This window comes from Corynebacterium felinum, from assembly GCF_030408755.1.
Lineage (GTDB): Bacteria > Actinomycetota > Actinomycetes > Mycobacteriales > Mycobacteriaceae > Corynebacterium > Corynebacterium felinum.
Window position 1 is genome coordinate 2,810,925 of sequence record NZ_CP047209.1, and the last position, 26,031, is coordinate 2,836,955.

Annotated in this window: 15 protein-coding genes; 3 read left to right on the top strand and 12 right to left on the bottom strand. The window is 55.7% G+C overall.

What is annotated here, in order from left to right; translation table 11 throughout:
- Positions 1–5 precede the first annotated feature (5 nt).
- From CFELI_RS11815 to CFELI_RS11825, 3 genes are all read right to left on the bottom strand, one after another.
- Entirely contained in the window at positions 6–3,260 is a 3,255-nt protein-coding gene (locus CFELI_RS11815) for a DUF5979 domain-containing protein (RefSeq protein ID WP_277103836.1), read from the bottom strand.
- 985 nt (positions 3,261–4,245) lie between these two features.
- Entirely contained in the window at positions 4,246–5,535 is a 1,290-nt protein-coding gene (locus CFELI_RS11820; RefSeq protein WP_277103837.1) for an adenylosuccinate synthase, read from the bottom strand.
- Positions 5,536–5,762: 227 nt separating this feature from the next.
- On the bottom strand, positions 5,763–6,446 hold the full coding sequence (locus CFELI_RS11825; protein ID WP_277103838.1) for a hypothetical protein: 684 nt from the start codon (positions 6,444–6,446) through the stop codon (positions 5,763–5,765).
- 383 nt (positions 6,447–6,829) lie between these two features.
- On the opposite strand from CFELI_RS11825, the gene CFELI_RS11830 reads away from it, so the two are divergent.
- Positions 6,830–7,315: a type III secretion system chaperone family protein gene (locus CFELI_RS11830; RefSeq protein ID WP_277103839.1), complete on the top strand. Its 486-nt coding sequence runs from the start codon at positions 6,830–6,832 to the stop codon at positions 7,313–7,315.
- Positions 7,316–7,327: 12 nt separating this feature from the next.
- Positions 7,328–8,182 carry a hypothetical protein gene (locus CFELI_RS11835; RefSeq protein ID WP_277103840.1) on the top strand — a complete coding sequence of 285 codons (855 nt, stop codon included), beginning with the start codon at positions 7,328–7,330 and terminating at the stop codon, positions 8,180–8,182.
- Between the two features lie 48 nt (positions 8,183–8,230).
- Here the strand turns inward: CFELI_RS11835 and CFELI_RS11840 are convergent, their stop codons facing one another.
- Together CFELI_RS11840 and fbaA are read right to left on the bottom strand one after the other, a co-directional pair.
- On the bottom strand, positions 8,231–9,403 hold the full coding sequence (locus tag CFELI_RS11840) for an FUSC family protein (protein WP_277103841.1): 1,173 nt from the start codon (positions 9,401–9,403) through the stop codon (positions 8,231–8,233).
- Between the two features lie 149 nt (positions 9,404–9,552).
- Positions 9,553–10,587, bottom strand: a complete 1,035-nt coding sequence (gene fbaA, locus CFELI_RS11845) for a class II fructose-bisphosphate aldolase (protein WP_277103842.1) — start codon at positions 10,585–10,587, stop codon at positions 9,553–9,555.
- Positions 10,588–10,886: 299 nt separating this feature from the next.
- On the opposite strand from fbaA, the gene CFELI_RS11850 reads away from it, so the two are divergent.
- Positions 10,887–12,347, top strand: coding sequence for a hypothetical protein (locus tag CFELI_RS11850; protein WP_277103843.1), 1,461 nt, complete (start codon positions 10,887–10,889; stop codon positions 12,345–12,347).
- Positions 12,348–12,450: 103 nt separating this feature from the next.
- Here the strand turns inward: CFELI_RS11850 and CFELI_RS11855 are convergent, their stop codons facing one another.
- The 7 genes from CFELI_RS11855 to CFELI_RS11885 are packed head-to-tail and all read right to left on the bottom strand — an operon-like array spanning position 12,451 to position 25,952.
- On the bottom strand, positions 12,451–13,161 hold the full coding sequence (locus CFELI_RS11855) for a hypothetical protein (RefSeq protein WP_277103844.1): 711 nt from the start codon (positions 13,159–13,161) through the stop codon (positions 12,451–12,453).
- A gap of 11 nt (positions 13,162–13,172) precedes the next feature.
- Positions 13,173–14,171 carry a hypothetical protein gene (locus CFELI_RS11860; protein ID WP_277103845.1) on the bottom strand — a complete coding sequence of 333 codons (999 nt, stop codon included), beginning with the start codon at positions 14,169–14,171 and terminating at the stop codon, positions 13,173–13,175.
- Positions 14,171–15,412 carry a hypothetical protein gene (locus CFELI_RS11865; RefSeq protein WP_277103846.1) on the bottom strand — a complete coding sequence of 414 codons (1,242 nt, stop codon included), beginning with the start codon at positions 15,410–15,412 and terminating at the stop codon, positions 14,171–14,173. The genes CFELI_RS11860 and CFELI_RS11865 overlap by 1 nt, the downstream gene beginning before the upstream one ends.
- Positions 15,413–15,416: 4 nt before the next feature.
- Positions 15,417–17,390: a GAP1-N2 domain-containing protein gene (locus CFELI_RS11870; RefSeq protein WP_277103847.1), complete on the bottom strand. Its 1,974-nt coding sequence runs from the start codon at positions 17,388–17,390 to the stop codon at positions 15,417–15,419.
- Positions 17,387–19,489, bottom strand: a complete 2,103-nt coding sequence (locus CFELI_RS11875; protein ID WP_290259033.1) for a SaeA-related protein — start codon at positions 19,487–19,489, stop codon at positions 17,387–17,389. The genes CFELI_RS11870 and CFELI_RS11875 overlap by 4 nt, the downstream gene beginning before the upstream one ends.
- A gap of 38 nt (positions 19,490–19,527) precedes the next feature.
- A complete protein-coding gene (locus CFELI_RS11880) occupies positions 19,528–22,308 on the bottom strand; it encodes a hypothetical protein (RefSeq protein ID WP_277103849.1) in 2,781 nt (926 codons plus the stop codon).
- Positions 22,305–25,952 (bottom strand): tubulin-like doman-containing protein, encoded by a 3,648-nt coding sequence (locus CFELI_RS11885; RefSeq protein WP_277103850.1) that lies wholly within the window; start codon positions 25,950–25,952, stop codon positions 22,305–22,307. The genes CFELI_RS11880 and CFELI_RS11885 overlap by 4 nt, the downstream gene beginning before the upstream one ends.
- Positions 25,953–26,031 lie beyond the last annotated feature (79 nt).

Sequence of the window (26,031 nt, forward strand, 5' to 3'; positions counted from 1 at the left end):
AGAGTTTAGGACTTCTTCCGACGAACCAGCACAACACCGAGCACGATCAGCGCCACAGCTACCGCAAGCAGCCCCAGCACACTCGCACCAGTATTAGCCAGTCCAGCGCCCTTAGCAGCCTCCTGCTTCGGTGCAGCCTGAGAAGCAATGCCCTTCTTCGCCTCGCCCTTATCACCAGGCTTCACAGCCGCGCTTTCAGGGGTCTTGGACAAGACACGCTCCGTGCCCGCAGGGAACAGGTTCGGCAGTGCGCTCAACACGCCAGCCAAGAACGGAACAACCACAGCAACCAGTGGGATCCACCCCATGATGGAGTAGTTGTTCACGAAGGTGACAGTCACAGCCTGATCCTTGGCAAGAATCTCCACCGTCTTTGGCTCCGGCAAGGTGAGGTTGAAGCCGACCACATCAGCACCCTCAGGCTTTTCCGTCACGGTACAGGTAGTGCCAAGTTTTGCGGTGATACCCGAAGCAACAGCCACGCCATCACCCTTGACCTTCACCGACGCATTCTGGCCGTCATCGCAGCGAACATCGAAAACAAATTCCTTATTCGCGCCCAAACCTGGCAGCAAACCAGCGGTGGTCTTCGCGATCGTGAAGCTACCTTCCTGCTTGCGGTAGGTATTGGTCAACACCTGAGAATGCACTGGGGAATTGACCACAAACTCCCACTTCGCCGCAGGGGTATCCAAAACGAAGTTGTCTGGATCGAAATCAAGCTGCTTCTTATCATCCGTTTCAGCAACCACACAGGCATAACCAAACGGAATCTCATTGGCCAGCTCAACCTCAGTACCATTGCCTGGAACAGGCTTCTTCACCACAATCGCAGGGCCTAGGCCGGCAGGATCAGTACAACGCAGGTTCACATCGAAGGTCTTGTCGGTGCTTGTTGCATCGCCGCCAAGCTTCTTGGCTACCACAACCTTGCCCTTATTCAAACGGTAGTGATTGACAAAGGTGTGCTCATGCGCAGCCTTATCAACAGTGAACGTCCAATTCGCAGCAGGCGCATCGATGATGAAGTTCGGGTTGAAGTTCAACGCAGCCTTATCGTCAGTTTCCTCAACGGTACAGCTATAGCCAAATGGGATACCCGTAGCCAGCTCCACCATTGCACCATTGCCCGCGACTGCCTTCGTGCCAGTCTTCGTCTCGCCCACATTCTGTGGATCCACACAGGTGTAGCGGAAGTTGAAGGTGTGATCGGTGGTCTTCATCTCCGGGCCGACGTTCTTGGCAATCGAAATCTTGCCAGCGCGCTTTTCGTACACGTTGACAAAATCACGCGCGTTATTTACTTCGGTGACCGTGAACTCCCAGTTCTGTGCACGGTTTTTCAGCACATAACCTGGGTTGAAGTTCAACTGAGCATTATCTTCAGTTTCCTTCACCACACACTTATAGCCCATGGGAACACTGCCCACCAGCTCAACCTGCTTGCCATCAGCAAGCACCTTCTTGGTGCCGCTGATCACCTTCGTCTGATCTGTTGGGTGCACACACCTGTAGTCGAAATCGAAGCTAGGCACAGGAGTAGCCACAATACCTTCAAGCTTCTTAGCTACCTTCACCTGGCCGGTAAGGCCAAAATCGTTGGTGATAAGAACGTTGATCAGATCGCCACCCTCACCCTTAGCAATGGTCAGAGTATTGCCTTCGAGGGTGATTTTCGATGCTGGGTCCTTGCCGGATTCCTGAACAGCAGCCGGTGGCACGCTAAATACGCCGTCTTTCCACACCGCCCAATCGGAATCAGCAGGCTTTGGCTCCACTAGTTTCAGGGATTGTCCGGCCTTGATCTTGATCTTGCAGTCATGAGCAACACTGAGCGTGGTGCAGGCATCGTCTTGCTTGACTCCATCAACAAACACATCGACTGGGAACTTCTCGCGGGCAACCTTTTCCTTGAGCTCATCGCTTGAAATCTCAGCGCCACCTTGGAGAACCTTCTTAGAAATGATGACCTGAGTGGAATTTGGCTCACCAACCGAGCGACCCCAAGCGCGTTGATACAGCTTCGCACCTTGATCGGTATTGACTGCTACGCCATCGACTTCAGCGGTGTTGGTAGCGAAGGTGGTGGAAACAAGCTCATCCTTGGGCAGCTTCTCAGCTGGGATCCAGGTGTACATGGCAAAACGATAGTAGTGATCGTTCTTGGTGTTGCGAACAGTAATGGTGAATTCGTTGTTCTGCTCATCGGTGGGCTGACCCAGCCCTTCGTCGATCACCACAACTTCCTCGACACCCTGCGGCTGATTGACTGCTTTTTCTTTGGTTACACGAACGTTAGCAATCAGTTCAGCACAACGTGCGTCTGGGAAATTCACCATGCTGCCATCGACACGGCATTCCGTATTATCTTTATCCGTCGGAATCAGACCCCAGTGACCCTTCACATTCTCTTTACGGCGCGCAATGGTGAACCCACCGCCCTTACCGCTAGGTGCGAAGAACTGTGGCACGGTGATCGTACCTGCTACAGGATCGTTGATAGTGACATCGCCAAGCTTATCGTGCACTTTGACATCACCGCCGGTGCCTTTAAACACCAAGGACCACAAAACCTGCTGGTAGCGCACACCATCGGATGTGAACTCGCTGGAGAACCAGCCACGTTTCATATTCGGCTGATTTGGCCCACCTGGTTGCCAATCACGGGTACCAATTTCGGAATCTGGATTACCGGTTAGCAACTCCACCACATTGTGGGTGGACAAGCCCCACTGAATGGTCTCCGGCGTGTCTGTAGCCACAGCAGAAATTTCCATGTGCACATCACCGTGCACATTGCGGTTATTCTCACCACGCACAGCATCAGTAAAGACACAGGTCAAAACCGCTGGGGTAATTTTACCGTTAACATTCTTGCGCGGATCATAGGAGCAATCTGTGTACGGGCCTGCACTAATGATGCCCCTGCCATAAGGCGACATCCACTCCGGGAAGGTCACCTGCATATAATCGCCAGGTTCCGGCAGTTCTTTTTCCCCTACTGCCCAATAAAAGTCGAGGTTAAAAATCGAACCGGCCTCAAGCGTCCCGGTTTCGCCCGGCTTTTTCCCCTTGTGCCGAACATCAATCTTCGTTGCAAAGTCTGCGGTGCGGTTAACGCCCGTTGGCGCTGACGATGCCTGTGCGCCTGCGTGTGCTGGGTTGAGCACCACAAGCAAGGACCCAACTAACGTGAGCGTGACCACAACTGCGCACAATCGGAGCATCTCACGCATACGTAGGGTTGACAGCTGCCCCATTGGCAGCCACCTCCTTCATTTTAAGATTTCTACTGATTTTGTGAACAAATAAAAAACACACTCTATGCGCAAACTAATATTCCGCCCATGAGCTGCCACTACACCCAAAGATTAAGTTCAGCAATAGGTAATTTTCAAGAAGATTTATCCGCCCAACTACCCCAGACATTCCAGTATTTTTTTACACTCACGCACCCCACAACACCCCGAACATAAGCAATAGTTAAGATTGTTCACCAGCAGTAGCCCGTGTTCTTTTATTCACCCCACAAACACCTGCAGAGCATCCCTCAGAACCTAAAACCCCAGCTTATTGAGCATAACCCCAGCACGGCAGCACCACTCTCCACCCCCACACCATATGTTGATACCTACTCAAGTTTGACCAAAGCCCACCCACATTTGTCTGATATCAGCTGTCTCTTTTGACTCCACCACACAGTTCAACTTAAGAAGTTATGAAAACGTGATTTGATATAGCGTTCTGTTACTTAGATAAATAACGGTGTACTTAAAATCTTAACTTTGGCAACAATTTAAGAAACTTGTCCCGGCTGCGCCTCGATTTCACCCCCGCCCACACTGAATTCCACCCCCGACCCAACCCTTACAACTCCACAGTCCAGCTACCGCTATTGCTACGACTATAGGAATAAAATGCAACGTAAGGATATACTTCCCAACCCGTGACTACCATCGCCGCAAGCACTTTTCCCTCCCGCATCCTCTCGATTCTTCCCCACCTCGCAGCGCACCAGCACCAGCGCACCGCAGCAGGGATTCTTCCTTCAGCAAAACACAGTTTTCCCCTCCCCTGACACACAGCTCCGATCTTCAATGCGCACAGACTTATGCATCTTTCCCACAGCAACCCCACAGCATACCGCAGGAATACGGGTGGGGGTGTGTGGCGGCGTCGATACGCTCAGCAATGCACAAAACCCTGCATATTCACGCGAACACACAGGGCTTTGATGAACTATTTTTAGCTGTCCATCACATCGTGCAGCACGATCGTCTGGTCGCGACCAGGACCAACGCCGATATAAGAGATGCGGCAGCCGGACAGCTCCTCAAGGCGGCGCACATACGCCTGCGCCTTCTCAGGAAGCTCGTCGAAAGTCTTGCAGTCAGTAATATCCTCATCCCACGCAGGCATCGTCTCATAAATAGGCGTTGCGTGGTGGAACTCCGACTGGGTGAGCGGCATCTCATCGTGACGCACACCGTCAACATCATAAGCCACACAGATCGGGATCTCACCGATACCAGTGAGCACGTCCAGCTTGGTCAGGAACAGATCCGTGAAACCATTCACGCGCGAGGCGTAGCGAGCAATCACCGAATCGTACCAGCCACAACGACGCTTACGGCCAGTGTTCACACCAACCTCACCACCTGTGGTTTGCAGGAACTCGCCCCACTTATCAAACAACTCGGTGGGGAACGGGCCAGCACCGACACGCGTGGTGTATGCCTTAATAATGCCCAAAGAGCTGGTGATACGGGTTGGGCCAACACCTGAGCCCACGCACGCGCCGCCCGCAGTCGGGTTGGAGGAGGTCACGAATGGGTAGGTGCCATGATCAACATCGAGCATGGTGGCCTGGCCACCCTCCATGAGCACATGCTTGCCCTCATCGAGTGCACGGTTGAGGACGAGCTCAGCGTCGATCATCATGGGGCGCAGGCGCTCAGCGTAGCTCAGGAAGTACTGCACAATTTCCTCGGCAACAATTGCCTGGCGGTTGTACATCTTTACCAAGATTTGGTTTTTCACATCGAGTGCGGATTCGATCTTTTGGCGCAGAATGGACTCGTCGAAGATGTCTTGCACTCGGATGCCCACGCGCGACACTTTGTCGGCATAGGTGGGGCCAATGCCGCGGCCGGTGGTGCCGATTGCTCGCTTGCCCAAGAAGCGCTCCTGTACCCGGTCGAGAACCTGGTGGTAGGGGGCTACGAGGTGCGCGTTGGCAGAAATGCGTAGGCGGGAGGCGTCAGCGCCGCGGGCTTCGAGGCCGTCGATTTCTTCAAACAGGGCTTCGAGGTTGATCACCACACCGTTGCCCAGAATTGGGGTTGCATTTTCCGAAAGCACACCCGCGGGGAGCAGCTTCAGTTCGTATTTTTCGCCACCCACGACCACTGTGTGGCCTGCGTTGTTGCCGCCGTTTGGCTTGACTACGTAGTCAACCAAACCGCCAAGAATATCGGTGGCTTTGCCTTTGCCTTCATCGCCCCACTGGGCGCCGACAATCACGATTGCTGCCATTTTGCACGTCCTTAAAGACTTATACTTTTGCTTTACGCGCCCACCTCATCTACCGAGGTGAACACAGACGTTTCACCATTGTACATGCAGGGTACGGGTTTTCTCCTAATCTTGAATGCAATCATGGTCGCGCTTTCCCGCCCCGGGCTTAAGCTTTTCGACGTCGCCAGCAACCTAGCCGGTGAGAAGAAACAATGGCAACTGCGAATAGCTCCGCTGAATCTCACTCACCTAGCGACAATTTCACTCATCCAACGACCAATGAACCTCACCAGATGTTCTAGCCCAATGATCCGAAGGATTGCCATGATCACTGTGCGCCAGTATGCAAAAGAATGAGAACCATCCGAAGAGTCTGGGAAGAATTCCGCGGAACTCGTGGTGGGTGCTGGGATCAGCGTTGGGCTTGGGGTTGGGGCAATCGTGGGAATCAGTGATGGCTCAGGAGGCGGAATAATAGGGACTTTCTTGGTATACGCCACCCTGACCCGCAGGGGTTCAACCACCTGATCCAGCGCCGCGGAGAAAAGAGCAGGCGTTATCGTTTGGTTTACAGTCCATTCACCCGCCAGCACTGCAGGCAGCGGTTCCACCACACCTGTGGTGGAACATTCCGTGCCACCGATAAAGGCATAGTTAGTGCGAGTTAGTCCTGCCGGAATCCTGACTTTGTACACAGCTTCAGCAATCCAGGGCTCAAGCCCTGGCTGGTTGTACACGGATGCAGTAGTGCAGGTTACTGGGATTTCAAAAAGATGTCCGGCAGGCAGTGGCGGGTTTCCTTCAATCTGAATTTCAATGCTTAAGCGCTCCAATTTGCGCCCCGTGGCATTTTCGCTCGCCCCACTAGGAACAGACACCACCCCAAGTGCCAGCCCAGAAGCCACTATGAGTGCCCAGATGCGTCGCATAGTTTTCACCTTTCCCTTTAATCCCCACCAATCCAGCAGCCCCAAACAACCACTAGGTGAGCGCGGTCACAACGCTTGTGAAATAGCATAGCAGCTACACGCTCGTGTCAACTAAGGGTGTGTCCACACTCCCCCATCACACCAACCCACACCCCGCCCCGCGCCTAGTACACACCCCCACCCACTTTTGATCCCCACAGCACACTCGCGCGCATAAGTAAAACTCACATGCACACCTTCGCACAATGAGCCCACCATAGGGGCTAACGATGGTATCAAGCTTGTACAATAGGTGAGGTTAGTAAAAACTGTGCGGCCACCTGTGTGTATTGCCACGAGCAAAATTTTTGTTGAGTGGCCGCCGTTGACAGAAAGAACAAGCAGTGTCTGAACTTTCCCCTTTTAATATCGAACGCGTCGCCGAGTACTTAAAAAGCCAAGGCTATAACTTCACCACCGATGATGATGGCGACATCTACACCGGATTTGAAGAAAACAGCTTCATGCTTCTCGCCACCGGCGCAAAGCGCGAAATCTTCGCTATTCGTGGTGCATGGAAAATTACCAGCCCGATCGAAGGTCGCGCACCACTGATCGAATTCTGCAACGAATGGAACCGCACCAAGCTGTGGCCAAAGACTTACGTCACTGTCAACGATGACGGTGTAGTAGGTGTTCAGGCGGAGCTCAACACCGATCTTGAGCACGGCGCAACCGACGCCCAAATCCAGCAGTTCTTCCACTGCGGTATCGCCACCACCTTGCAGTTCTTCAACGAACTGACCAACCAGTTCGTTGTGCCCACCGATTCCGAGTCCGAGGTTGAACTGCACTTCGATATCCCACGCGACGAAACGGACAAAAACTAAACTGCCGACCGTATGCGTTATGTTGTCCTTTGCTGCGGCGTCGACACGCCTGACAGCCTGCCGGTTCGCGGCGAAAATATCGATGTGTTTCAGCTTGGCGCCATCCCCAGTCGCGCTGAGCTGAAACAACTCGACACCATCACCCGCGCCATCCTGCCCGAAGACCCCACACCCAGCTTGGACGATATTGCCAAGCAGCCGGATGTGGCGCATCTGGGCGCACCCCAACCTGCACCCCAAGCACAGTTTTTGCCCACACCGCTTCGGGTCATCGTCATCGGTAGTGACGCCGCCTTATCCGCCGTCGTCACGCGACTGATGCGTGCGGATACACTCTGGGCGGAAGTTGCCTACATCCCCACCGACACAACAAGCCCCGTCGCCCGCAGCTGGGGGCTCGACGACGACGCCGCAACCTTCGCCTTCACCGCCCCCGCACAACCCACCCCGCTCATACGTGACGACGCCGCCATCGCCGTTGTCGGCCAAGCATCAGTCACCGACAAAGACAACAAAGAAATCACCGCCGAAATCATCGTCGACGACCACGTCCTGCTGCGCCACCAATCCGGCAAACGCAACCCCGTGATCGGCATCTTCGGCGCACGACTCGTCGCCATGCTCGACCAGCCCGGCATCGCCGCAGTCATCCTCAACACCCCGCGCGAACCCGTTGCCCGCGGCTTTTTCCGCCGCAACTTAAGCCACGGCACCGCCGACCCGCACAGCCTCGCCACCGGGCGCGCGCTGCAAGCCGGTGGGGAAAACCTCACCATCACCATCGACGGTGTGTCGCGCCCACGGCCTGTCACCCGCGTGACCTTCTACCGGCACCTGCGTGACCTCCAAGCTGTACGCCGCATCTAAAAAGCGTGCGGGAAGATCACACATCCTCCCGCACGCTTTTTACTGTGATTACACAGTATCGTCGGTGTCATCCTCATCGAGCCACAACTCCGGCGGCTGGCCTGGCGTTTGCGAAGTTGGACGCAAAATCGCAATCCCGCTGCGGCGACTCAACCCACAAATCTGCAGTAAATCCACAATAATCGAGCGCGACTGCCCCAAAATCATTTGCGCACTCAACACCCGGCCCTCAGCCACGTCCAGCCCCGCCTGGCCACCCAAAACCCGCAAGCGGCGCACCAGCTCAGGAATCTGCGTGTGCGAAGAATCAGTGCCCTGGAACAACACATGCAACTCATGAGCCACCTGCGACAACTCCTCGATAATCAGGATCTGCTCAGCTGATACCTCATCCTTATCCTCAGCTAAAACCAGAGCACGACGCGCCAACACGCGCGTATTGCGAATCGCATTATCCACCGGATTCAAAATCCGCTTCAACGAGCGAATCTTATGACGCTGACGCCACATCAACGGCGAAAACGTCAAATTCTCCTCACCCGCACGCGCCGCAGCAATCATATTGTTAATCACGCCCTGAGTACCGCGGGCATTCTGCAAGGCGCGACGAATCGCACGCTCATCATTATCCTTCAGCGCCTGCGCCACCTCATGCAGCACAGTCGAAGTAATACCCAGCAGACGCGACACCTCTTTACGCCCCTGCTTCAACGGCGACTCCGGCAACAGTGCAATCACGATCAAACCAACCATACCGCCAATGAACGCATCCACCATGCGATCAGTTCCACCCGAGGTCGACGGCGGCAGAATCGTTGCCACCAATATGGCGGCAAAAGCCGCCTGGTTAGCCACCAGCACACCCTTATCCAAGAAAGTGCCCACGGTAATTGCCAAGGTCACACCGATAGCGATCTGCCACACGCCCGTGCCAAAGCCGGCGATCATCAGATCACCCAAGCCAACGCCCACGCTCACGCCAACAACCAATTCCACGGCGCGGCGGAAACGCTCACCACCTGTCGTTGAGAGCACAATAACCGTGGCCATCGGCGCGAAGAATGGATGCTGGTGACCAAACAGGTGCAAACCAACCCAATAAGACAAACCGGCAGCAATACCGGCCTGCACAATATAAAACCAGTGGACTTGAAGGCGCTGCATACCCTCACGAACCCTATTAAGGGCGCGGGTAGTAGCTGCGGAAGGTGAAGGATTCATAGGCTTACAGTTTTACTTCAATCTCAGGCTAAAGAGCTATATGGAAACCGTTACGCACTTCCTGCTATAGCAAAACCCCCGCAGCCACGCACGCGTGCTACGGGGAGTTTCAACCTTTTCTCAAGCAAGGAATGTTACAAACGACGCACTTACTTGCTCACAGTAGTGCCAACAGAACGAAGATCCTGGCACGCCTCAACAACACGATCAGCCATGCCCTGCTCCGCCTTCTTCAGGTAGGAACGAGGATCGTAGGTCTTCTTATTACCAACCTCACCATCAATCTTGAGCACACCATCATAGTTGGTGAACATGTGGCCCACGATCGGACGGGTGAATGCGTACTGGGTGTCAGTGTCCACGTTCATCTTAATAACGCCGTAACGCAGTGCTTCCTCAATCTTCTCCTTCTCGGAGCCGGAACCACCGTGGAACACGAAATCGAATGGGAGAGCATCGTCGCCCAAACCAAGCTTCTCACGAGCAACCTTCTGGCCCTCAAGCAGCACCTCTGGGCGCAGCTTCACGTTGCCTGGCTTGTACACACCATGCACGTTACCGAAGGTAGCAGCCAGCAGGTAGCGGCCATTCTCGCCGACGCCGAGAGCATCAATGGTCTTAGCAAAATCCTCAGGGGAGGTGTACAGGTTTGCGCCGGCCTTCGCCTCAACGCCATCCTCTTCACCGCCAACAACACCAATCTCAACCTCAAGAATGATGTTGGCCTTGCGTGCCTTCTCCAGCAACTCCTGAGCGATAACCAGGTTTTCGTCGATGTGGATAGCGGAACCATCCCACATGTGGGACTGGAACAGTGGCAGTTCGCCGCGGTCGACGCGCTCCTGCGAAATGGCGATCAGTGGGCGTACGTACTCGTCCAGAACTTCCTTCTGGCAGTGATCGGTGTGCAGCGCAACGTTGATTCCGTAGTGCTTAGCAGCCTCGTGTGCGAAAGCAGCCAGTGCGCATGCGCCCGCAACTTTATTCTTGACAGACAGGCCGGAACCGAACTCCGCACCACCGGTAGAGAACTGAATGATACCGTCAGACTCCGCCTCAGCGAAACCACGCAGCGCCGCATTGATGGTCTCGGAAGAGGTGCAGTTAATCGCGGGGAAAGCAAAGCCACCTTCCTTCGCGCGATTGAGCATCTCGTTGTATACCTCAGGAGTTGCGATTGGCATGTGTCATCCTCCAAGAAAATCGAAGTGAAAGAAAGTTCGTGACTTTCAGTGGTCTTTTTTCAGTGGTCTTTTTCAGCGACCATTCCAGACACCTGATGGGCCTGAAAGTTCACGAAAAAGGGTAACTCAACCCACTTCTCTCATTATGCCAGTTATGACCTGAAGACGCAGAGCCACCGTTCAGTGAAAAACCACACATTCGGACATAGTGACACATTTGGCGTTGTTTTCTGTGTTCTCGGGGGTAAAAGTTGCGTCTAGTCCCCACAATGTCAGCCCTGATCTTTAAGATATTTTTTATGACGTTGAGCACGCTTGTACATAATCTTTCCCACACCGAGCCTGAAGTTCGTTCGTTGGCTGTGTACACACTGTTGAAAGAGCACAGCACTCAACTTTCTCTCGAACAGCTCTTAAGCCTTCAGCCGCATGTTGTCGACGCCTATGACCACTATCTGCTCACCATGAAAACGGCGAAACAGGATGATAAGCGCAGCACTGCCCAAGAAATCGCGCGTGAACTCTCCCGCTTGAGTACCGCCCTCAGCTTGATCACCTGTGATTATCCGCAGTTTCTTCGCTCCCAAAAAATGCAGGTCATCACCGAGTGGTATGCAGGCGATACAGAATCCAGCACAAAGCGCAAGGAATTCCTCACAAGCCTTGACCCACATGCTTTTGATGCGGACGATGATTTGCTCGGCACCCTCGATAGTGCTGATGCCGCTCAAGCGTCTGCATCCGCCGAAGCACCTGCAGTGAGCGACAAAGCAGAAGGAGCGCAAACAGCTACAGCAGAATTGGAACCATTAGCACCCGTGGTTGAGCCGATTGCCCCTGCTGCTGTGGTGTCAGAAACCTGTGCGAATGCTTTAGCCACGCACTTTGGTGCTGAGGCGTTTGCGCAAGGAAAGCGGATCGACAATTTTGCGGGCGATTTCTCCGCCTTCTTCGCACCCTTAGTCAATGCCCCTGCTGAGCAGGTACAGCGCTGGGTGCAACAGCTTAGTGCCCATCTTTCCTGCGAATTAGAGCGCAATGGGAGGGTGCTCAGCACAGAGATGATCGCGTTGGATAAGGTTTTGGCCGACACGCTGTTTTTTGAATCTTCCCCCTCCCATGCCCGCAGCTACACCAATGCTTTAGATAGTTGGCACGGGGTGCTCGCAACCCTCGATGCGGATCAGATCAGCCTGTTAAGCCTGCATAATAGCTATTATGCGCTGCGGAAGTTTGCTACCTTGCCGTTTCCGGGTGCGGTGCATTGGGCGTCGGCACGCGCAAAGCTGCGCCTTTTGGAGGAGCGTGCACGTTCACTGAAAGACATTCAGACAGCCTCACGCGCCGCAGTGATTGCGGTGAATTGGGCGAAAGTTGTCAGCCCCGCAGTGATGGAGGAGGAAGCGCAACGCACATGCGACTTCCTGCTTGATTTGCACACTCAAGGGCACCTGGAAGTGCAGACCGAAACGATCTGGGCAATTCGAACTTACGCCGACCTGAAAAAGCGGGCAGGCAACAATGCCCTCGCGTGGGACTTGCTGTGGAGCATCCCTACCCGCTTCCACTTTGATGCGCTTTCCCAGGAGGGGAAGGTGGGCTTTATTTTCTCCCGCATCGAGCTCGCTGGCCTGGCTAATATCGCCCAGCAATACGGGATGCAAAATGAGCTGTTGCGCGAAGCTGCGCTGTATTATCGGAGCTGCGGTATGCACAAGGAGTCGGAGAATCTCGTTCAGCGCTACAATCTCAAGCTTTAACGTTCTACCCCCCGCACTCACCACAGCACCCCCTGCCATATAACCCCCGCAACCTGTGACATCCACGCCCATAGTTATTCTGCAAGCGCCACCGCGCGGGGGTTTAGTTCTGTGTGCGGTATCCGAACCATGGGCGGTTTGATGGCAACCACACAAGAATAGCACCTGCGATACCAAGGGGTGCGAGGTACCACTGCCCCGGCAGAATAACTACAAGTATTCCCAGCACAGTCATGCTTGCAAGAATCCACCGCGCCCAGGATTGTGCTTTGAGCACGCCAACCACACCAACGATGAGCGCCACAATGCAGATGCCAAGAATAAGCACCAGAATGTCGCGGGGGTTGCTTCGAGTACATTCATTAGCCAGCATCCATCCCACGTGGATGAGCCCAAGCCCATAGAGTGCTGCGGCAATCCACAACGCATAGGGCGCATTCACAATGGAGGTGTGCCGAAGGCTGGGGTTTCGTTTGTCGGATAAGTCGTCAACGATTCCGGTGGAATAGCTCAAAGCCTGCGGCGTGGCTGCCGGTGGTATAGCCTCACCGAAAGCATGTGATGCTGGGGGTGGGGGTTGTTGCCCACCGAAAGGTGAGTTGTGCGGTGGCTGGTTGCTGCCAAACGGTGAGCCGGCGCTTGGTGGGGAGGTACCGAATGGGGAAGCACTCGGGGTGGGTGTGGGCCCGAATGGGGAATCGTTGCCCGCATTTCCAGGCCCGAATGGCGAGTTGGTGCCCTGCGGTTGCTGTGGTTGTGCCCTAAAAGGGTTGTGGGCACCGCCACTGGATGGGGTGTTGTGATGAGGATTCATGACTGTCTCCTTTATTCACTTCGGACAAAAACACCGTGGTTGCTTAAGTACCACAACAGGGGGTCCAAGCAGCGGTAGGGGGCGATGCCTTTGCGGCTGAGGTTTTCACCACGGGGTGCTTCGCCCAGTGCGGATACCGCAAAGTACTGGTAGGGGGCGTCGCGGTATTCAGATTCGACCATATTAATCAGGCTGCGGGCATCCATCAACCGCAAGAGGGAACCCACTTCGAGGTGGAGTACTTGCTGGCTGAGTGGATCGTAGTCAAACCCGTTGTCGCGCCGGAATGCGGCACCAAGGTTGCCCATGATGTGCTTCCAATTGCTGTCGCTGAGCCGGTCGAGGGTTTGGAGGGTATCAAATTTTGATACCGCCAACGCCAGTTGTGGGCGCTGCGATCCTAAAAGCCTCATCAGGTTCCGGAAAACATCCTCCGGGTTACCGCCAAGCCCACTTTGGATAGGAATTAATCCCGCCAAATAGGTAGCGATGGCAGGTACTTTGAGGGGATCAAAGAGCATGATGACCAGATCGGCGTGCTGAAAAAACTCCATGGAGGCTGGGTCAACAGTGGGGTTTTCGAGATCTTCGCCTGCTACGTCGCGGATCACAAGGTAGTTTTTCCGCATGACCCCATCGGGTGCTGGCCATTCCCCAAGGTTAAAAATGAAAGGCTCACGCTGGTAGGCGTCCACGTTCGCGCTGGTGGGCGTCGGTGGCATGTGTTTCATTTCTTGGTAGAGGGGTCGTTCGTATTTTTCGGAGTACCGCTGTTTGGTCGACGAATCAGCTGGGGTGACCACCACGTGTTGGAAGCGTTGGCGGGCAAGCAGTTCCAGTTGTTTGATGAGCACGGCCATGTACAGGCTTTTCCCTGAGGCGCGGGCGCCTGCCATGGCAACACAGTGGGTGACGGACTCGGTCCAGCCTGGGAGTAGTTCGCGTCCCGTGCGGGAGAGCGTATCGCCAGGGTTGAGTGTCTGGTAGGTGTCTGGGCAACGCGCAAACATTAGTGCTGACCTCCGTTGGGGTCGTCGACAAGCGGGTTGGGTGCAAACGGTGACGGGGGCAGTGTGAAGCTGTCGCCGGTGTCGGGGAATGCAGGTGGTTGCTCAACCTCAGGGCGCTGGAAGGGATTTACCCCAGGCAGCACAGGGTTTACTGGGGTGTTCGGGCTTTCCGGTATGAACCCCATGCTCCCACCCTCCGGCGCAGGCGTAGGCGTAGGCGCAGCGCTGCCGTCTTCGGGCATGCTCTGGCTGTGCGGTGCCGGTGCGGGATCAGCTGTGTTCGGCGTCGTCACGCCTGGTGCGGTTGCTGCTTGTTGCGCGGGGATGGCGAAGGCGAGCGCGCACGTCTGTGCCGCCTGGCGAAGACTTTGGTGATCGCCGGCGAGAAGTGCGCGTGCTTCCTTGTCCCCAAAAGCCACGAGATGCAGCGGGAATTGCGCCTGGTAGCTGCGCTGATACTGGGCGATTTCAGCATACGCATTCGCACCGACAACCAGCACCACGGTGCTATCGCCCAGTTGTGCCAACACTGGGCGCGGTTTCACGGTGACAACAGCCATCGCAGTATCAGGATCGGCGGGCACAATTTGCGCCCCAATAGTGGTGCTGGCGGCGGCATGCGTGTGTGTGAAGGTGCTCAAGCTGTGGCTGCGCGGGTGAATGTTTATGTCGAAGTAGTCGGCGACACCGACCAGCATTTCTTCCACGCAACCGAGCAGCTCATCGGTGATGGTGTGATACATGGATGCGGAGGCGTCTGCCCAGATCAGCATCTGCTTCGCGCGGGCCTGGCTTGCGCCAACCAGCCGTTGCGCGGATACCGCTGTCATGGCGGCGCGCGAGAGGTCGTTGGCAACGTTGGTGCCAAAAGCGGTGATGAGCACCTGGTTGTCGCTGTGATGCACCAGCTCCCCGAGGACGCGCTCAGCGGCACCGTCGAGGCGGGCTTGGGGAAACTCCACCCGCTCAGGGCGACCCGTGCCGAGTTGGGAGACTGCAATGTTGATGGAATGATCAGGCGGGAATTCGCCGCCACCTTTGCGCCGAACCACAATATTTGCTTTGTCGGTGAAGGTGGTGAGGTAGATTTGTGCATCGTGTGCCCGGGTGAATGAAACATCGCCGGTGACATCAAGGACAATGTCTGCGGCGTTGCCTTGGGTGAGCCAACCGTCGATGCGCAAGAAGTCGCCGCGTGCGATGGGGTACGACTGACCATCGTGCAGTGTTGTTGTGTTCACTGTGTTACCTCTTTCCCTCAATGATTTGCGGTTGGCTTGCTGTATCGGCCCAGCGTTCTTTAATCCGCCACGCCTCACCAGGCTCCGATGTGGTGGTCTGGGCACGGCGTGCGAAGAAGCTGTGTTGCGTGGCGCGCAGGCGTTCGATCCCATCCCGCACGAGTGGCACGAGCTGCGGGGATTGGGTATGGAGTGCGCGCAGGTTGCTTTCGGCGTAGTCGTAGAACCCTTCCCATTCGCTGGCTACTGGGTCGAGGAATGTTTGGGCTTGCTCAACGAATGCGTCGAGCACTGCGCCGCGTTGGATGGCGGTGAGAATGCCCAGCTCAGGCAGTGCGGTGACAAAGGCTGTGTCGTTCATGTCGGCTACGGTGAGGAGCATACGGGCACGAAATTCGACGAGCTCCGGGGTGTGCGGCGGGCAGGCAGCGAGTTGATTCAGGCGTGCGAGCATCCGCCAACTATCGAGGCTTTTGTGGGTGTCTTGGCTGAAAATATGCTTGAGTGTTTCCACATTTTGGCCGATCAGCTGCAGATCTTCCGCGCTCAATTCCAGCACCGATTCATATCGCATTCCCGGCTGCATCTCCCCGCTATAGGCCGCATCGCGTATCGACGCCGCCTCATCACCCAGCAACGGATCAGTCTGCCCGTTACTAGGTTGCTGCAACTCTGGTGTTGCGCCTACAGGTGGAAGGGTGAAGGGGTTCTCCCCTGCCATGTCCACCGGGATTCCCAGACTCTCCATCGGGGCCTGCGGCACAAAGTGCGGTGTGTAAGCAACCTCAGGCTCACAGTGTGGTGTGTAAACAGTTTCAGGCGCAGAGTGCACAGGAGGTGCTGCCTGCTGTTCCACCGGCACCTGGAGTGGTTGTGATTGCTGTGCTTGTGGTGGTTGCTGTGTTTGTGCGGCTTGTGGTGGAGTGTGGAAAACGTCAGTCGGTGCCACGGGGTTGGTGTGCACTGGTGCCACGGGGTTGGTGTATGACGGTGACTGTGCGTGTGGGTGTGGCGGATGGGCAGTTTCGGCGACGGTGCCCAATTCCACTGCTAGTGGTGGGGTTTGCTGGGGAAGATGAACGGGCTCCGGTGGTTCGGGAAGCACGAAACTCATCGGCTCAGCCTCGGGTGAGAATGGCAAAGGCTCGTCCACACTGACCACCACTGCCCTCGTGCCAACGCGTTGCTTCGCGGCTTCAGCATCAGTTGTTTTCACCACTGCGAACTGGCAGAAATGATCAAACATTTCCATGAGCCGGTCTGGGGTCTCAAAAGTAGAAAAACTAAAATTCTTCCCCACCGCTCGACCCACCGCAGTGACCCACAACGCGGATTCTTTCAATGGGCATGCCAACACAACCAAAGAACCCGACTGCACCAACCCCACCAGCGTCGACAAAATTTGGCTGCGCTGCGGGCCTGGGTTCACAGGGGTTACCTGGGCAAAGTTTTCCGGTAGAGGTGAATCACCCTCCCAGCCGTGGATAAACGCATCCACCACGGCATTCGTCACAGGGCCAGGGGTTGAAGTACGATCCGGCAACTGAACCTTATCCACCTGACTCTTACCAAAAGGAACTGGGATTTCAGGTGAATACAGCATCCCTACCGGATCAATATCCTTCGTCCCGTTCGGGCAAACCTGAACAAAACTAAACACATTGCCCGGACGCCCCGTCGAATCTTGGCCCGCATGAGCAGAGGCATAAAACGCCCACCACTGCGACACCTGCCCGCTGTGGTCCAGGATTGGCAGCCATGCGAAACGACGGTTCAACTGCGCAATCTCCTCTCGGGAAGGATAGTTGCCGGGCGTTTCGCCATCATTGAGCGATGTGGGGATAAGTCGGCGTAAAGAATTAGCATCATCCGCCGAAATAACACCTTTCACATCGCCCACGCTCCACCCGCCGGCGCGCTGCGGGCTTGGGGAGAAGGATGCGAAGCTGAATACTCCTACTGTGTGGTGTGTGTTCATCGTTGTTCCACCTGCATTCGGGAAGCGAGGTTAAGGCTTGCCACCGCGTAATCATCAAGGACTACTGGGGTGCCTAAGGAGTGGGCGCGGGCGAGGTCGTGTTGGATAAAGAGGCGAATGAAGCCGTGGGCGGTGTCTTTCAAATCGAGTGCCCAGTGCATGCCTCGCCCATGGTCGTAGGCTTCGTCGGGCCCGTTGGCTAGTTCGACTGGGACGATGAATCGTCCTGCTTGGCGGGCGTCATAGGTGCCATCGGATTGGTATGGGGCTGTGGTCACTGGGGTGCCATCGTTGATGTGCAGTGGGAGGCGTTCTTCGTTGTACACCATGACGAAGGTGGGGGGTTTGCGGTCTTGGGCGTCGTTACGCCAAATCCACAGTTTTGATATGTCCTGCCCGTGTGGGTGCGAGTGGATCACACCGTAGGAGTAGGTTTTCAGTCCGTCGTAAGCAATTTCGGTGACTTCAGCTTCGGTGTAGATACCTGCGTACAGTGACTTCGGGGCGAGTGTGACGGTGTCGCCGAGATGGTGCAGCTTTAAGCGGATGCCGCCTTGGCGTCGATAGTCTTCTTCTACTAGCTCTTCGGAAATGTTGCTTTGCGAGGAATGCACTTGGACGAGTGCTGCGCCTTGTGGCCAGTCGAAGGTGATCAGCTGGCTGGAGACGCGCTCGTGCAGGCTGTATTCCTTGATGGGGGAGACACGGTTGACTACTTTGAAGGTTCCAACCATGGATTTGTCGCCGACAACGTTGACGGGCACGCAGTACACTTGCGACCAGTCGCTTGGCCAGATCACTGTCTCATCCACTTGGGTGCCGGGTTCGCGCTCATAGGTGCTGACCCATTCTGTGGTGCCGAGTGCTTCATCGTCGGCGATATAGCTGGAGTCGATGGAAAGCCCGATCATATCCGGCTTCGGTTCGGTACAGGTGAGGTAGATTTTGACTTCGCCGGTGGGTGGGGCGATCCAGCTTAAGTGAATTTGGTCGTGTTCCACCCCGGGGATGCGAAACGCGGTTGTGATTTCTACTTGTTGAATGTTTGCACTGATCGTGCGGGTGATGATCGCGCTGCCGTGGCCGCGTCGGCGTACGCCGCGGAACGTGTAGCCGGGAAAAACTTGGAAGTCGTAGGTTTTACCCCGGGTAGGTACGGTGTAGGTGAAGTTGCGGCCGGTGACCCCTTCCCGGATTTCGCACTGGGGAATATCCAGCGGTGTGTTGTGTCCGTGTTCGCGGACAAAAACTTGCGCATCTTCGTGCCCGATGAGTGGGGTCCAGGTGCCGGATACGGTGCCGTTGGTTTCCACTAGGCTGAAGTCGCGTGGCGGTAGTGCGAGTGCGGTTTCGCCAACAAAGATGGGCTGGGTTTTTATCGCTTCTTTTGCGTTCGGTCCCACATAAGCCCACACCATGTAGTGGCGCATCCCTACGTGCGGTGGGATGGTATCGCGAAACGCCCGACCCTTGGTGTGGACAAGGATGTCGCCGGATTCGGGGGAGCATTGTTCTTCCTTGTTGGAGCCCACGAGGCGGTAGAACACGATGTTGTCGCCCGCGTCGATATGCTCCCAGTACACCAGGACGGAGGTGGGGTTGGTGCTGGTGTCGGGGGTGTCCTCGTCGCTTGTGGCTGGGGTGGCTGGTGTTTCTGCTTTGGCGGTGACTGTGTCTTTCGCTCTGGTGTCGCTTGACCAGTTAAAGGGGGCGAAGGCATGCAGTGGTGGTTGCAGGAAGTCGTTTTCGTCCACGCAGGGTTCGCTGCTTTCGCCGTCCCAGGCGTCGGTGCCGAAGTCCCAGCGGTCATCCGCGTCGGCCGTATCCGGTGCTGGTGTGGCTGCGTGCTGCGCCGCGGTGTTAGGTTCACCTTCTTGCGTATCGACGTCGGAATCATTGGGCTGTGCACTGTCATGTTTCTGCGCCAGCGGCGTGAACGCCTGCGGATCACCGTGAAGAAGCTGCGCAAGATACTGTGCTTGCTGGGGCGACAGCTCCGGTGCGAGCGCACGAATATCCTCGACTTCCGGACGAATCAGTGCCGAGATTTGGGCAAGGATGGGCATGGGCAGATCCGCGAGCCAGGAGTTCATCGTCATTGTGTTGTTATTTTCTCCCACAATCAATCACCGTGTTCCTAGATCAACCCGTGCGTGCCAAAATCTGGGGTCTGGTTATCCGTCTGAAACATCGGCTGCTGCGCGTGGTGCTGATCAAAGCTAAACTCACGGACCTCAGTGCCCGAATTTTGCTGGGCAGCTACGATATCGTCGAGCGGAACCACACGCCCAAACTGGGCTAAGGTAATGCAATGAGTCAGCTGTGCTTCGGCTTGTTCCCGCAAATCAAGGCAGGTTAAATCTTCCGCCACCTGGGTGGCCCCGTGATTCACACCGGCCGGATTCACCGCACTATTTGCAAACGTATGCGTGGTTTGCTGCGTGGTCTTAAGCGCCGACAAGAACTGCTCGCGTGAGGTTGTATGCACCACGCCGTTTTCAACAAACTCCACGGTGCCTAAGCTCAGCTCCACCCGCTTGGCCAGCGCCGGATCAGAAATCACCATCGCCCAGCGGTTGTGGATTCGATCCCAGTCGGCCAGTGCCTCACTGACACTCATATGTGCCAGCTCATCCAATGTGGAACCGGAATCATACCCAGGTAAACCAAACATATCCATCAGCTTCGGCGTATTCGCCCCCGTGCGATCGTGCAATGCCTGAGAAGCATCAGCTACAAATTCACTCCACGCGTTTCCGGCCCAGCTTTCTTCAAACATTCCGCCCCGCACTTCATGGGAAAGAGTATGCAGCGCCTCAGGGCTTAACACCGTGCGCCCCAGCTGGGTCGAACGGGGCAAACCAGAAGTCGGGATCATCATCTCCGTCCGTTCCCGGCGCGCCTGCCCAAAGGGGTAGGCCAACACGCGTCCCAGCAGCATGCTCCAGGACAAGAACTGGGTGTAGGCATTTGCCACGCGGTGAATATCAGCCACAGATTGGTTGTAGTTATTCAGCGTGATTTCGAGGTTTTGTTCTAAGAGTTTCTTGCGTTGGACCTCATCAATAATGCCGCGCCGGCCTTTGGCAAACATGCTCATCTGGATGGCTAAACACACCACGGTCACAAGGAAGGTGCCAAGCAGGCACCACCGCCAATCAATGCCAGGCCACTGCACTATAACCTGCCAGTCCTGCTTGTAGTAGCGGATCGTGGAATAGCCAATGAGGACCATCAGCAGCAGCCACAGGGCAGTAATACTGTGCAAGCGGCGACTCAAACGGCGGTTTTCCGCCTCAAAATCTCGCTGGTTGAGCGACTCTAGCCCCTTGCGCATCGCTTCGATATTCACATAGGCATCTTTCGCCCGGTTTTGCGCCAGATGCGAACGAGCAACAAGACCTTGACCCACATTCCACGCGAAACTGGTTGATGCTTTCTGCTTCCACTCGTGGAATTCTTCACGCATCGCCATCACCGTACTATCGGCGGTCTGGGATGCGGCATACTGCAATTCCTGCTCAAACAAACCACTGCGGTGCACGTCGAAAGGCATCACCTTGGTGCGTTTCTCGTCAAGATTGACGATGTCGCGCAAGATGTGGTTATCGGCGTTGAAAGAATCCTCCACATCCGGCACCGCATCCTGCGCACGGCGCACCACCATCGGATTCTTGTTGCTATCGACCGGACCCGCAAGCTCACCGGGCAACCTGGATGCGCCGTCGACAAGCGTTAATGCAGCATCGGTGTAGTGGTTCCACAGCGTAGCCAAGCTCGGCGCAGGCCCCACCTGGAACCCATCCCGGCTCATCGAATGAATAATCTTTTCCGAGGAATCCTTCAGCTCAGCCATCGTCGCACGGGATGCGCCCGCGCCCACAACAACCTCCACCATGGTTTTCTCGCCATAGAGCGTGCGCTGCACAACACCTGCGATATCTTCAGAAATCTTGCTGCGTATCGACGCCGACCACGACGTGGGCGAACCGATCACCAGCTTGAAAAACTCCTTCACAAACGCCTTGATCGCCGCAAAACCCTCTTGCCGAATCGACTCCGGTGTTGCCAACGGCTGCGGCGTCGACATCAACCCAGCCTCGTGATAAGCCAACAACTTCTCCGCATACTGCGCATTCACCTGCGCCGAATGCGACATATGCACCGTTTGACGGCCATCAACGAAATCAGTCTGCGGCACCCGCTCTTTCACATCCAGCACCTCAGCAAGCAGCTGATTCTCAATCACACTCGCATCAAGGTTGCGGTGAAACGCCCGCGCCAAACGCACATACTCACCGGTACTGGTCGAAATCGCACGACCCGTCTCATCTAGCACCGGAACCATAGTCGAGGTTGACCACAGCCCCGTCAGACTCATCATCATCGGGGCAAACACCACCGCCGCACCATAAGGATCATTCTCTCGCCCCAATGCACGCGGGGTCGACAGCGGCGAATCCGCATCTTCCGGCGCCAACACCAGCGTGGACCAACCATCGCGTGGTGGCGGGGCTTGCTGCTGCAGCGGCAAACGGGGCAGCACCATGCGCACCCGCGCCACATGTCCCCTGATATACGTCTCCAAATGCCCCAACCAGCGATCCACATCAGCAGTAGCGAAAGCAACACCATCGGTGAGATCTTCCACATCCACCACCACAACCGTGGTATCAACCTGGCGCAGCACCGTCGAAATCAGCTCAAGGTACTCATGTGGACGAGCTTGCTGCTTCGAAGAGTCAGAACCTGAACCAATCACGCGCACGCAGGGATCAGAAAAATCCGAAGTGCAATCAATCCAGTAGCAGGTGCGGATCTGGCGCAGCGCAGCAAGATCCGACACATGGGAACGCAGTTCCTCAAAGAGTTCCCCGTGCCCTAAGAAAAACACGTGGGCGTGCCCTACAAAACTCATACCAGTCCACCCCCAAAGCCCTTGAACTCCACGTTCGAATCCCCAGCATTAAAGCTTGGGCCCTGCGCAGTGCTGTCAAAACCAATATCAAAAGCTGGGCTTTGCACCACCTGCGTTGCCACCTGCTTCGCCTGCGGCAACAACGAATAAATCAGGTTCGTCATCTCCACCACATCCTGGGCAAAATCCCGATAGAACGGCATCTTCGCCGCATGCATACGAGTTGGCGGCATAGCCCACTCCTTCGTGGCCGAAGCAGCACCGGGGAAACCATGAGAAGTCGAAGGCACGAAATTATCAGCCAACTTCAACGTCTCCTTCAAATGATTCTCCAGCATCGCAGCGCGATCCTCCACACCAGTACCCACAACGCCCTGCTCCGCAGGCTTTTCACCGGTGCGCAAGAAGTGCGCAATAGTATCCACCGCAGGGTGACGCACACCGCCACCGGCATTAATTGGCGACTCCACAGAATTATCAAAAATGCCACGAAGTGCCCAGTATGGGCGCAGCGACTGCGCCAACTGCCCACCGTTATCCTTATTGTGGCTTTCGGCATAAGCCAACAAAATCGACTCCAGCACAACAGGCATCCAGTCAATACGATTACGCATCTGGCTGGGACCAGTCAGCATCGGCGCGGGGAACGCCAACCACTGGGAACCATCGTAAATATAGGCTTGAGCATTCTCCTGCTCCTGGTTGTGGATATAGATCCGGCCAGTAGCCACACCCAAAATCCAGCCCGCCACCATAGCCTTACGCTCATCAACACTCAACGGCAATGCCGCAGCCAAGCTCCGTGTGCGGCGCATCTGCCAGAAATTAGCCTTATTAATGCGCGAAGCCCAGTCGTTAGCAATGTGCGGCAACAAGGAGCTAAACACAATCGGCGAGTAGTTCGGATAGGAACCGAAAATATCAATCCGCTGAATCTTCTTCGCATCCGTCAACGAATTCTCAAACACACTCAAAGTATTCGGATCAATATCGGCCATGCCCTTGATCTCATTGAGCAATTCCTCCGAGGCATCCAAATACTGGAATGGGATTTCGGAGAAGGTGTAGCGATTAGTCACCGACGTGTTGTGCACAAGCTGAACCATGGCCGAATTCACCGCCGCCAAGGGTCGAGCAAGGAACAATGCCTTGTGGAAAGCAGAGCGCAGACGCTGAATGCGGGCGTTGTACTCCGAATCCGCAATATTCTCATCGCGGGTCATGTAGCTGCGCAGGTCAGCGGCAATGAAACGCTCAAAGTGGTAACCCGGGCGGTTAATCCACATCCGTGCGCGCTCCAGCAAATCATCGGGGCGAATAAGAGCCGCGAACACAGCGGTGGACGATTCCCGCATCTCCGAAAAATCATGCGGGGACACCTGCAGATGCTTGCTCACCCAACCTGCACGATTCACGCGCGTGTTTTCCCGCTTCTTCGCCGCCAGTGTATTTTCCGGAGCCTTGATCGCATCGGTCGTTTCCCACCTGCCCGCGATCACAGCGCGGGCTGCAACACGCGATGCCTGGGCAAGATCTTGAATGTGCTCGTCTTGGACGCGCACCGCCTCTATGAGCTGCTGCTCATAGTCGGCTGGGAAATTATCCACCTCAGTGATGAGGATTTCGTTGGAGGAGCCACGGAATCGGTCAGAGATCTTCTCATCCCGATCAGTTGGCCACGCCACCGGATCGGTGGTTGATACATCGGCCAAGTTCAGCTGCGCATCCTTCTTGCGGCTCGCTTCTGCCAAGTCCATGTGGGCTTTTTCTACTTCTCTTTGAAGTCGCGCCAACACACCAACACGGAAATCATCTAATACCGGCAGCAGCACCTTAGCAAGAGCAATGGTCATGTAGTTGTTGAGCTGTTCGCGATAAGCCACCTTCAGCTGGTCCACAATGGCCTCACCGTTATGGATACGCTTATTGCCGGTCAGTGGCTGCAAAATCATATCGGCTGAGGATGGCTTAGCCGACGGGCTCATCATGGAATAAGAGCCGAGCAACAGGTTCATGCCGTTGGAGAGTTTTTGCTGAATGATCACGCTGAGCTGCGCCACAATCGCCTCAAGATACGGCACGCCCACCTGTGAAAGCTCACTTTCTGCCTGTGCGATCACGGCATCGGTGAACCAGTCGGCGAACTCGTAGACGGCTGCATACGCTTTGCGATCGAGTATGTCGCGCAGGCGACGATCAAACTCAGGGTTAGCCATGCGGTTTTCAATTTCGCTGGCCCACTCGTTCGTCTTTTGACCATCAACTGGGCGTGGGAGTGCAGAACCAATCCAAGTTTCGGCCTCAGCCACACCGGAGTACAGCTGCTGGCTGAAGGTATTGTGGAGCCAACCAGCAATGGAGGCATTGGTGACTTCCTGGTAGCGGAACTCAGGGTTGATCAGTAGTTTTTCCAAGACCCGTGGGAAGCGCTCGTCGATACGTGCTTTGAGCTGCTCCTCCGCCGTCGCCAAGTTCGTGGGGTCGACGTGGCCTTTCAGCAGCCGATCAAAAGCCGCGCGGGCAAGACGTTGCGCCGAATATTCAGCGTATTTATCCCGACCCATGCTCAGCTGGGCGTAACCCAACGAACCCCATGGCAAACCATCCCACTTCAGCGTGGATGTGTGTGCCCACCCAAGGTATTGGCGCAGCGCATCGGGCGAACCAGTATTGGCCAGCGAGTAGGTGACGAAACTGTCGGATGCCTTGTCGGAGTACATCAATGCTGACAGTGCACGGCCCAGGCCCCGGTACACAGCGGTGCTGGATCCATCGCCGAATCGTGCTTTGTAGCTGCCCATGCGGTTGCCGATGGGGAAAAGGCGGGCGAAAGTGGAATGACGGTTTCCGCCATGAACACCCAAGGCCTCATACAAGGCGGCGTCGTTGGCGGTGGCAGCACCGGTTTGGGTGGCGAACACCTCACCAAACATCGCCAGCGAGTTCGGCCATGCGCCCACCATTTGCTCACGTGGGAGTTGTTCGAAGACTTCCGGGGTCATCATGAACACGCCAGTGTGTTCCGGTTTGGCGTTCGGCAGTGTGGACAAAACACGGCACACGTCAAGGAACATAGATGCGCCCGCGCCACCAGCCATGGAGGAAATCACCAGAATGGCAGGTGCGGTATTGTGTGCGTTGGAGCTTTTACCAGTGATTTTATAGTTGAGTTCATTAAGCTCGTTGACTGCTTCGGCAGTATTCATCTGATCCAACGCACGACTCAGACCCTCCTGAATCCGCTTCAGGCTCGGGATTGTGAGCATACGCCCAAGGCAGCGGTATTGGCCCGCGCCGTCGGAGACTGGGGTGTGGATACTCGCAGGTGAGCTTGGCGCCCACGTCGCAACCTCTTTCAACCCACCATTGCTTGCAAGCTCACTGGTGACAGCAGAATCGAAGGTGGAATACGGCTGGGTGCTACCAATACCGATGTAGTGGCCGCCTGCTTGTTGCACATTAGGCAAACCTGATGGCCCAGGTTCGGGTTGGATTGGCACGTCGATGGAGACAAATTGCCATGCTTTGGGCAGTTCAGTGCGGCTCGGATCGAGAGTGCGTATAAGCGCTTTGAGCTGATCCATCATGTACGCCTGTGTTTTTGCGCCGGAACCGCCGCATCCTACGATGAGAAACTTACGCATCTGTGTCTCCTTTTGAAAAGGCCAATCCCCGCATCAGTGGTGTGTGGGTAGGGCAGGTGTGTCAGTGTGTTGTTCTGTT

Excerpts from the sequence above, each read along its gene's own strand:
- CFELI_RS11815 (WP_277103836.1), bottom strand. The coding sequence starts at position 3,260 with ATGGGGCAGCTGTCAACCCTACGTATGCGTGAGATGCTCCGATTGTGC.
- CFELI_RS11820 (WP_277103837.1), bottom strand. The coding sequence starts at position 5,535 with ATGGCAGCAATCGTGATTGTCGGCGCCCAGTGGGGCGATGAAGGCAAA.
- CFELI_RS11825 (WP_277103838.1), bottom strand. The coding sequence starts at position 6,446 with ATGCGACGCATCTGGGCACTCATAGTGGCTTCTGGGCTGGCACTTGGG.
- CFELI_RS11835 (WP_277103840.1), top strand. The coding sequence starts at position 7,328 with ATGCGTTATGTTGTCCTTTGCTGCGGCGTCGACACGCCTGACAGCCTG.
- CFELI_RS11840 (WP_277103841.1), bottom strand. The coding sequence starts at position 9,403 with ATGAATCCTTCACCTTCCGCAGCTACTACCCGCGCCCTTAATAGGGTT.
- fbaA (WP_277103842.1), bottom strand. The coding sequence starts at position 10,587 with ATGCCAATCGCAACTCCTGAGGTATACAACGAGATGCTCAATCGCGCG.
- CFELI_RS11850 (WP_277103843.1), top strand. The coding sequence starts at position 10,887 with ATGACGTTGAGCACGCTTGTACATAATCTTTCCCACACCGAGCCTGAA.
- CFELI_RS11855 (WP_277103844.1), bottom strand. The coding sequence starts at position 13,161 with ATGAATCCTCATCACAACACCCCATCCAGTGGCGGTGCCCACAACCCT.
- CFELI_RS11860 (WP_277103845.1), bottom strand. The coding sequence starts at position 14,171 with ATGTTTGCGCGTTGCCCAGACACCTACCAGACACTCAACCCTGGCGAT.
- CFELI_RS11870 (WP_277103847.1), bottom strand. The coding sequence starts at position 17,390 with ATGAACACACACCACACAGTAGGAGTATTCAGCTTCGCATCCTTCTCC.
- CFELI_RS11875 (WP_290259033.1), bottom strand. The coding sequence starts at position 19,489 with ATGACGATGAACTCCTGGCTCGCGGATCTGCCCATGCCCATCCTTGCC.
- CFELI_RS11880 (WP_277103849.1), bottom strand. The coding sequence starts at position 22,308 with ATGAGTTTTGTAGGGCACGCCCACGTGTTTTTCTTAGGGCACGGGGAA.
- CFELI_RS11885 (WP_277103850.1), bottom strand. The coding sequence starts at position 25,952 with ATGCGTAAGTTTCTCATCGTAGGATGCGGCGGTTCCGGCGCAAAAACA.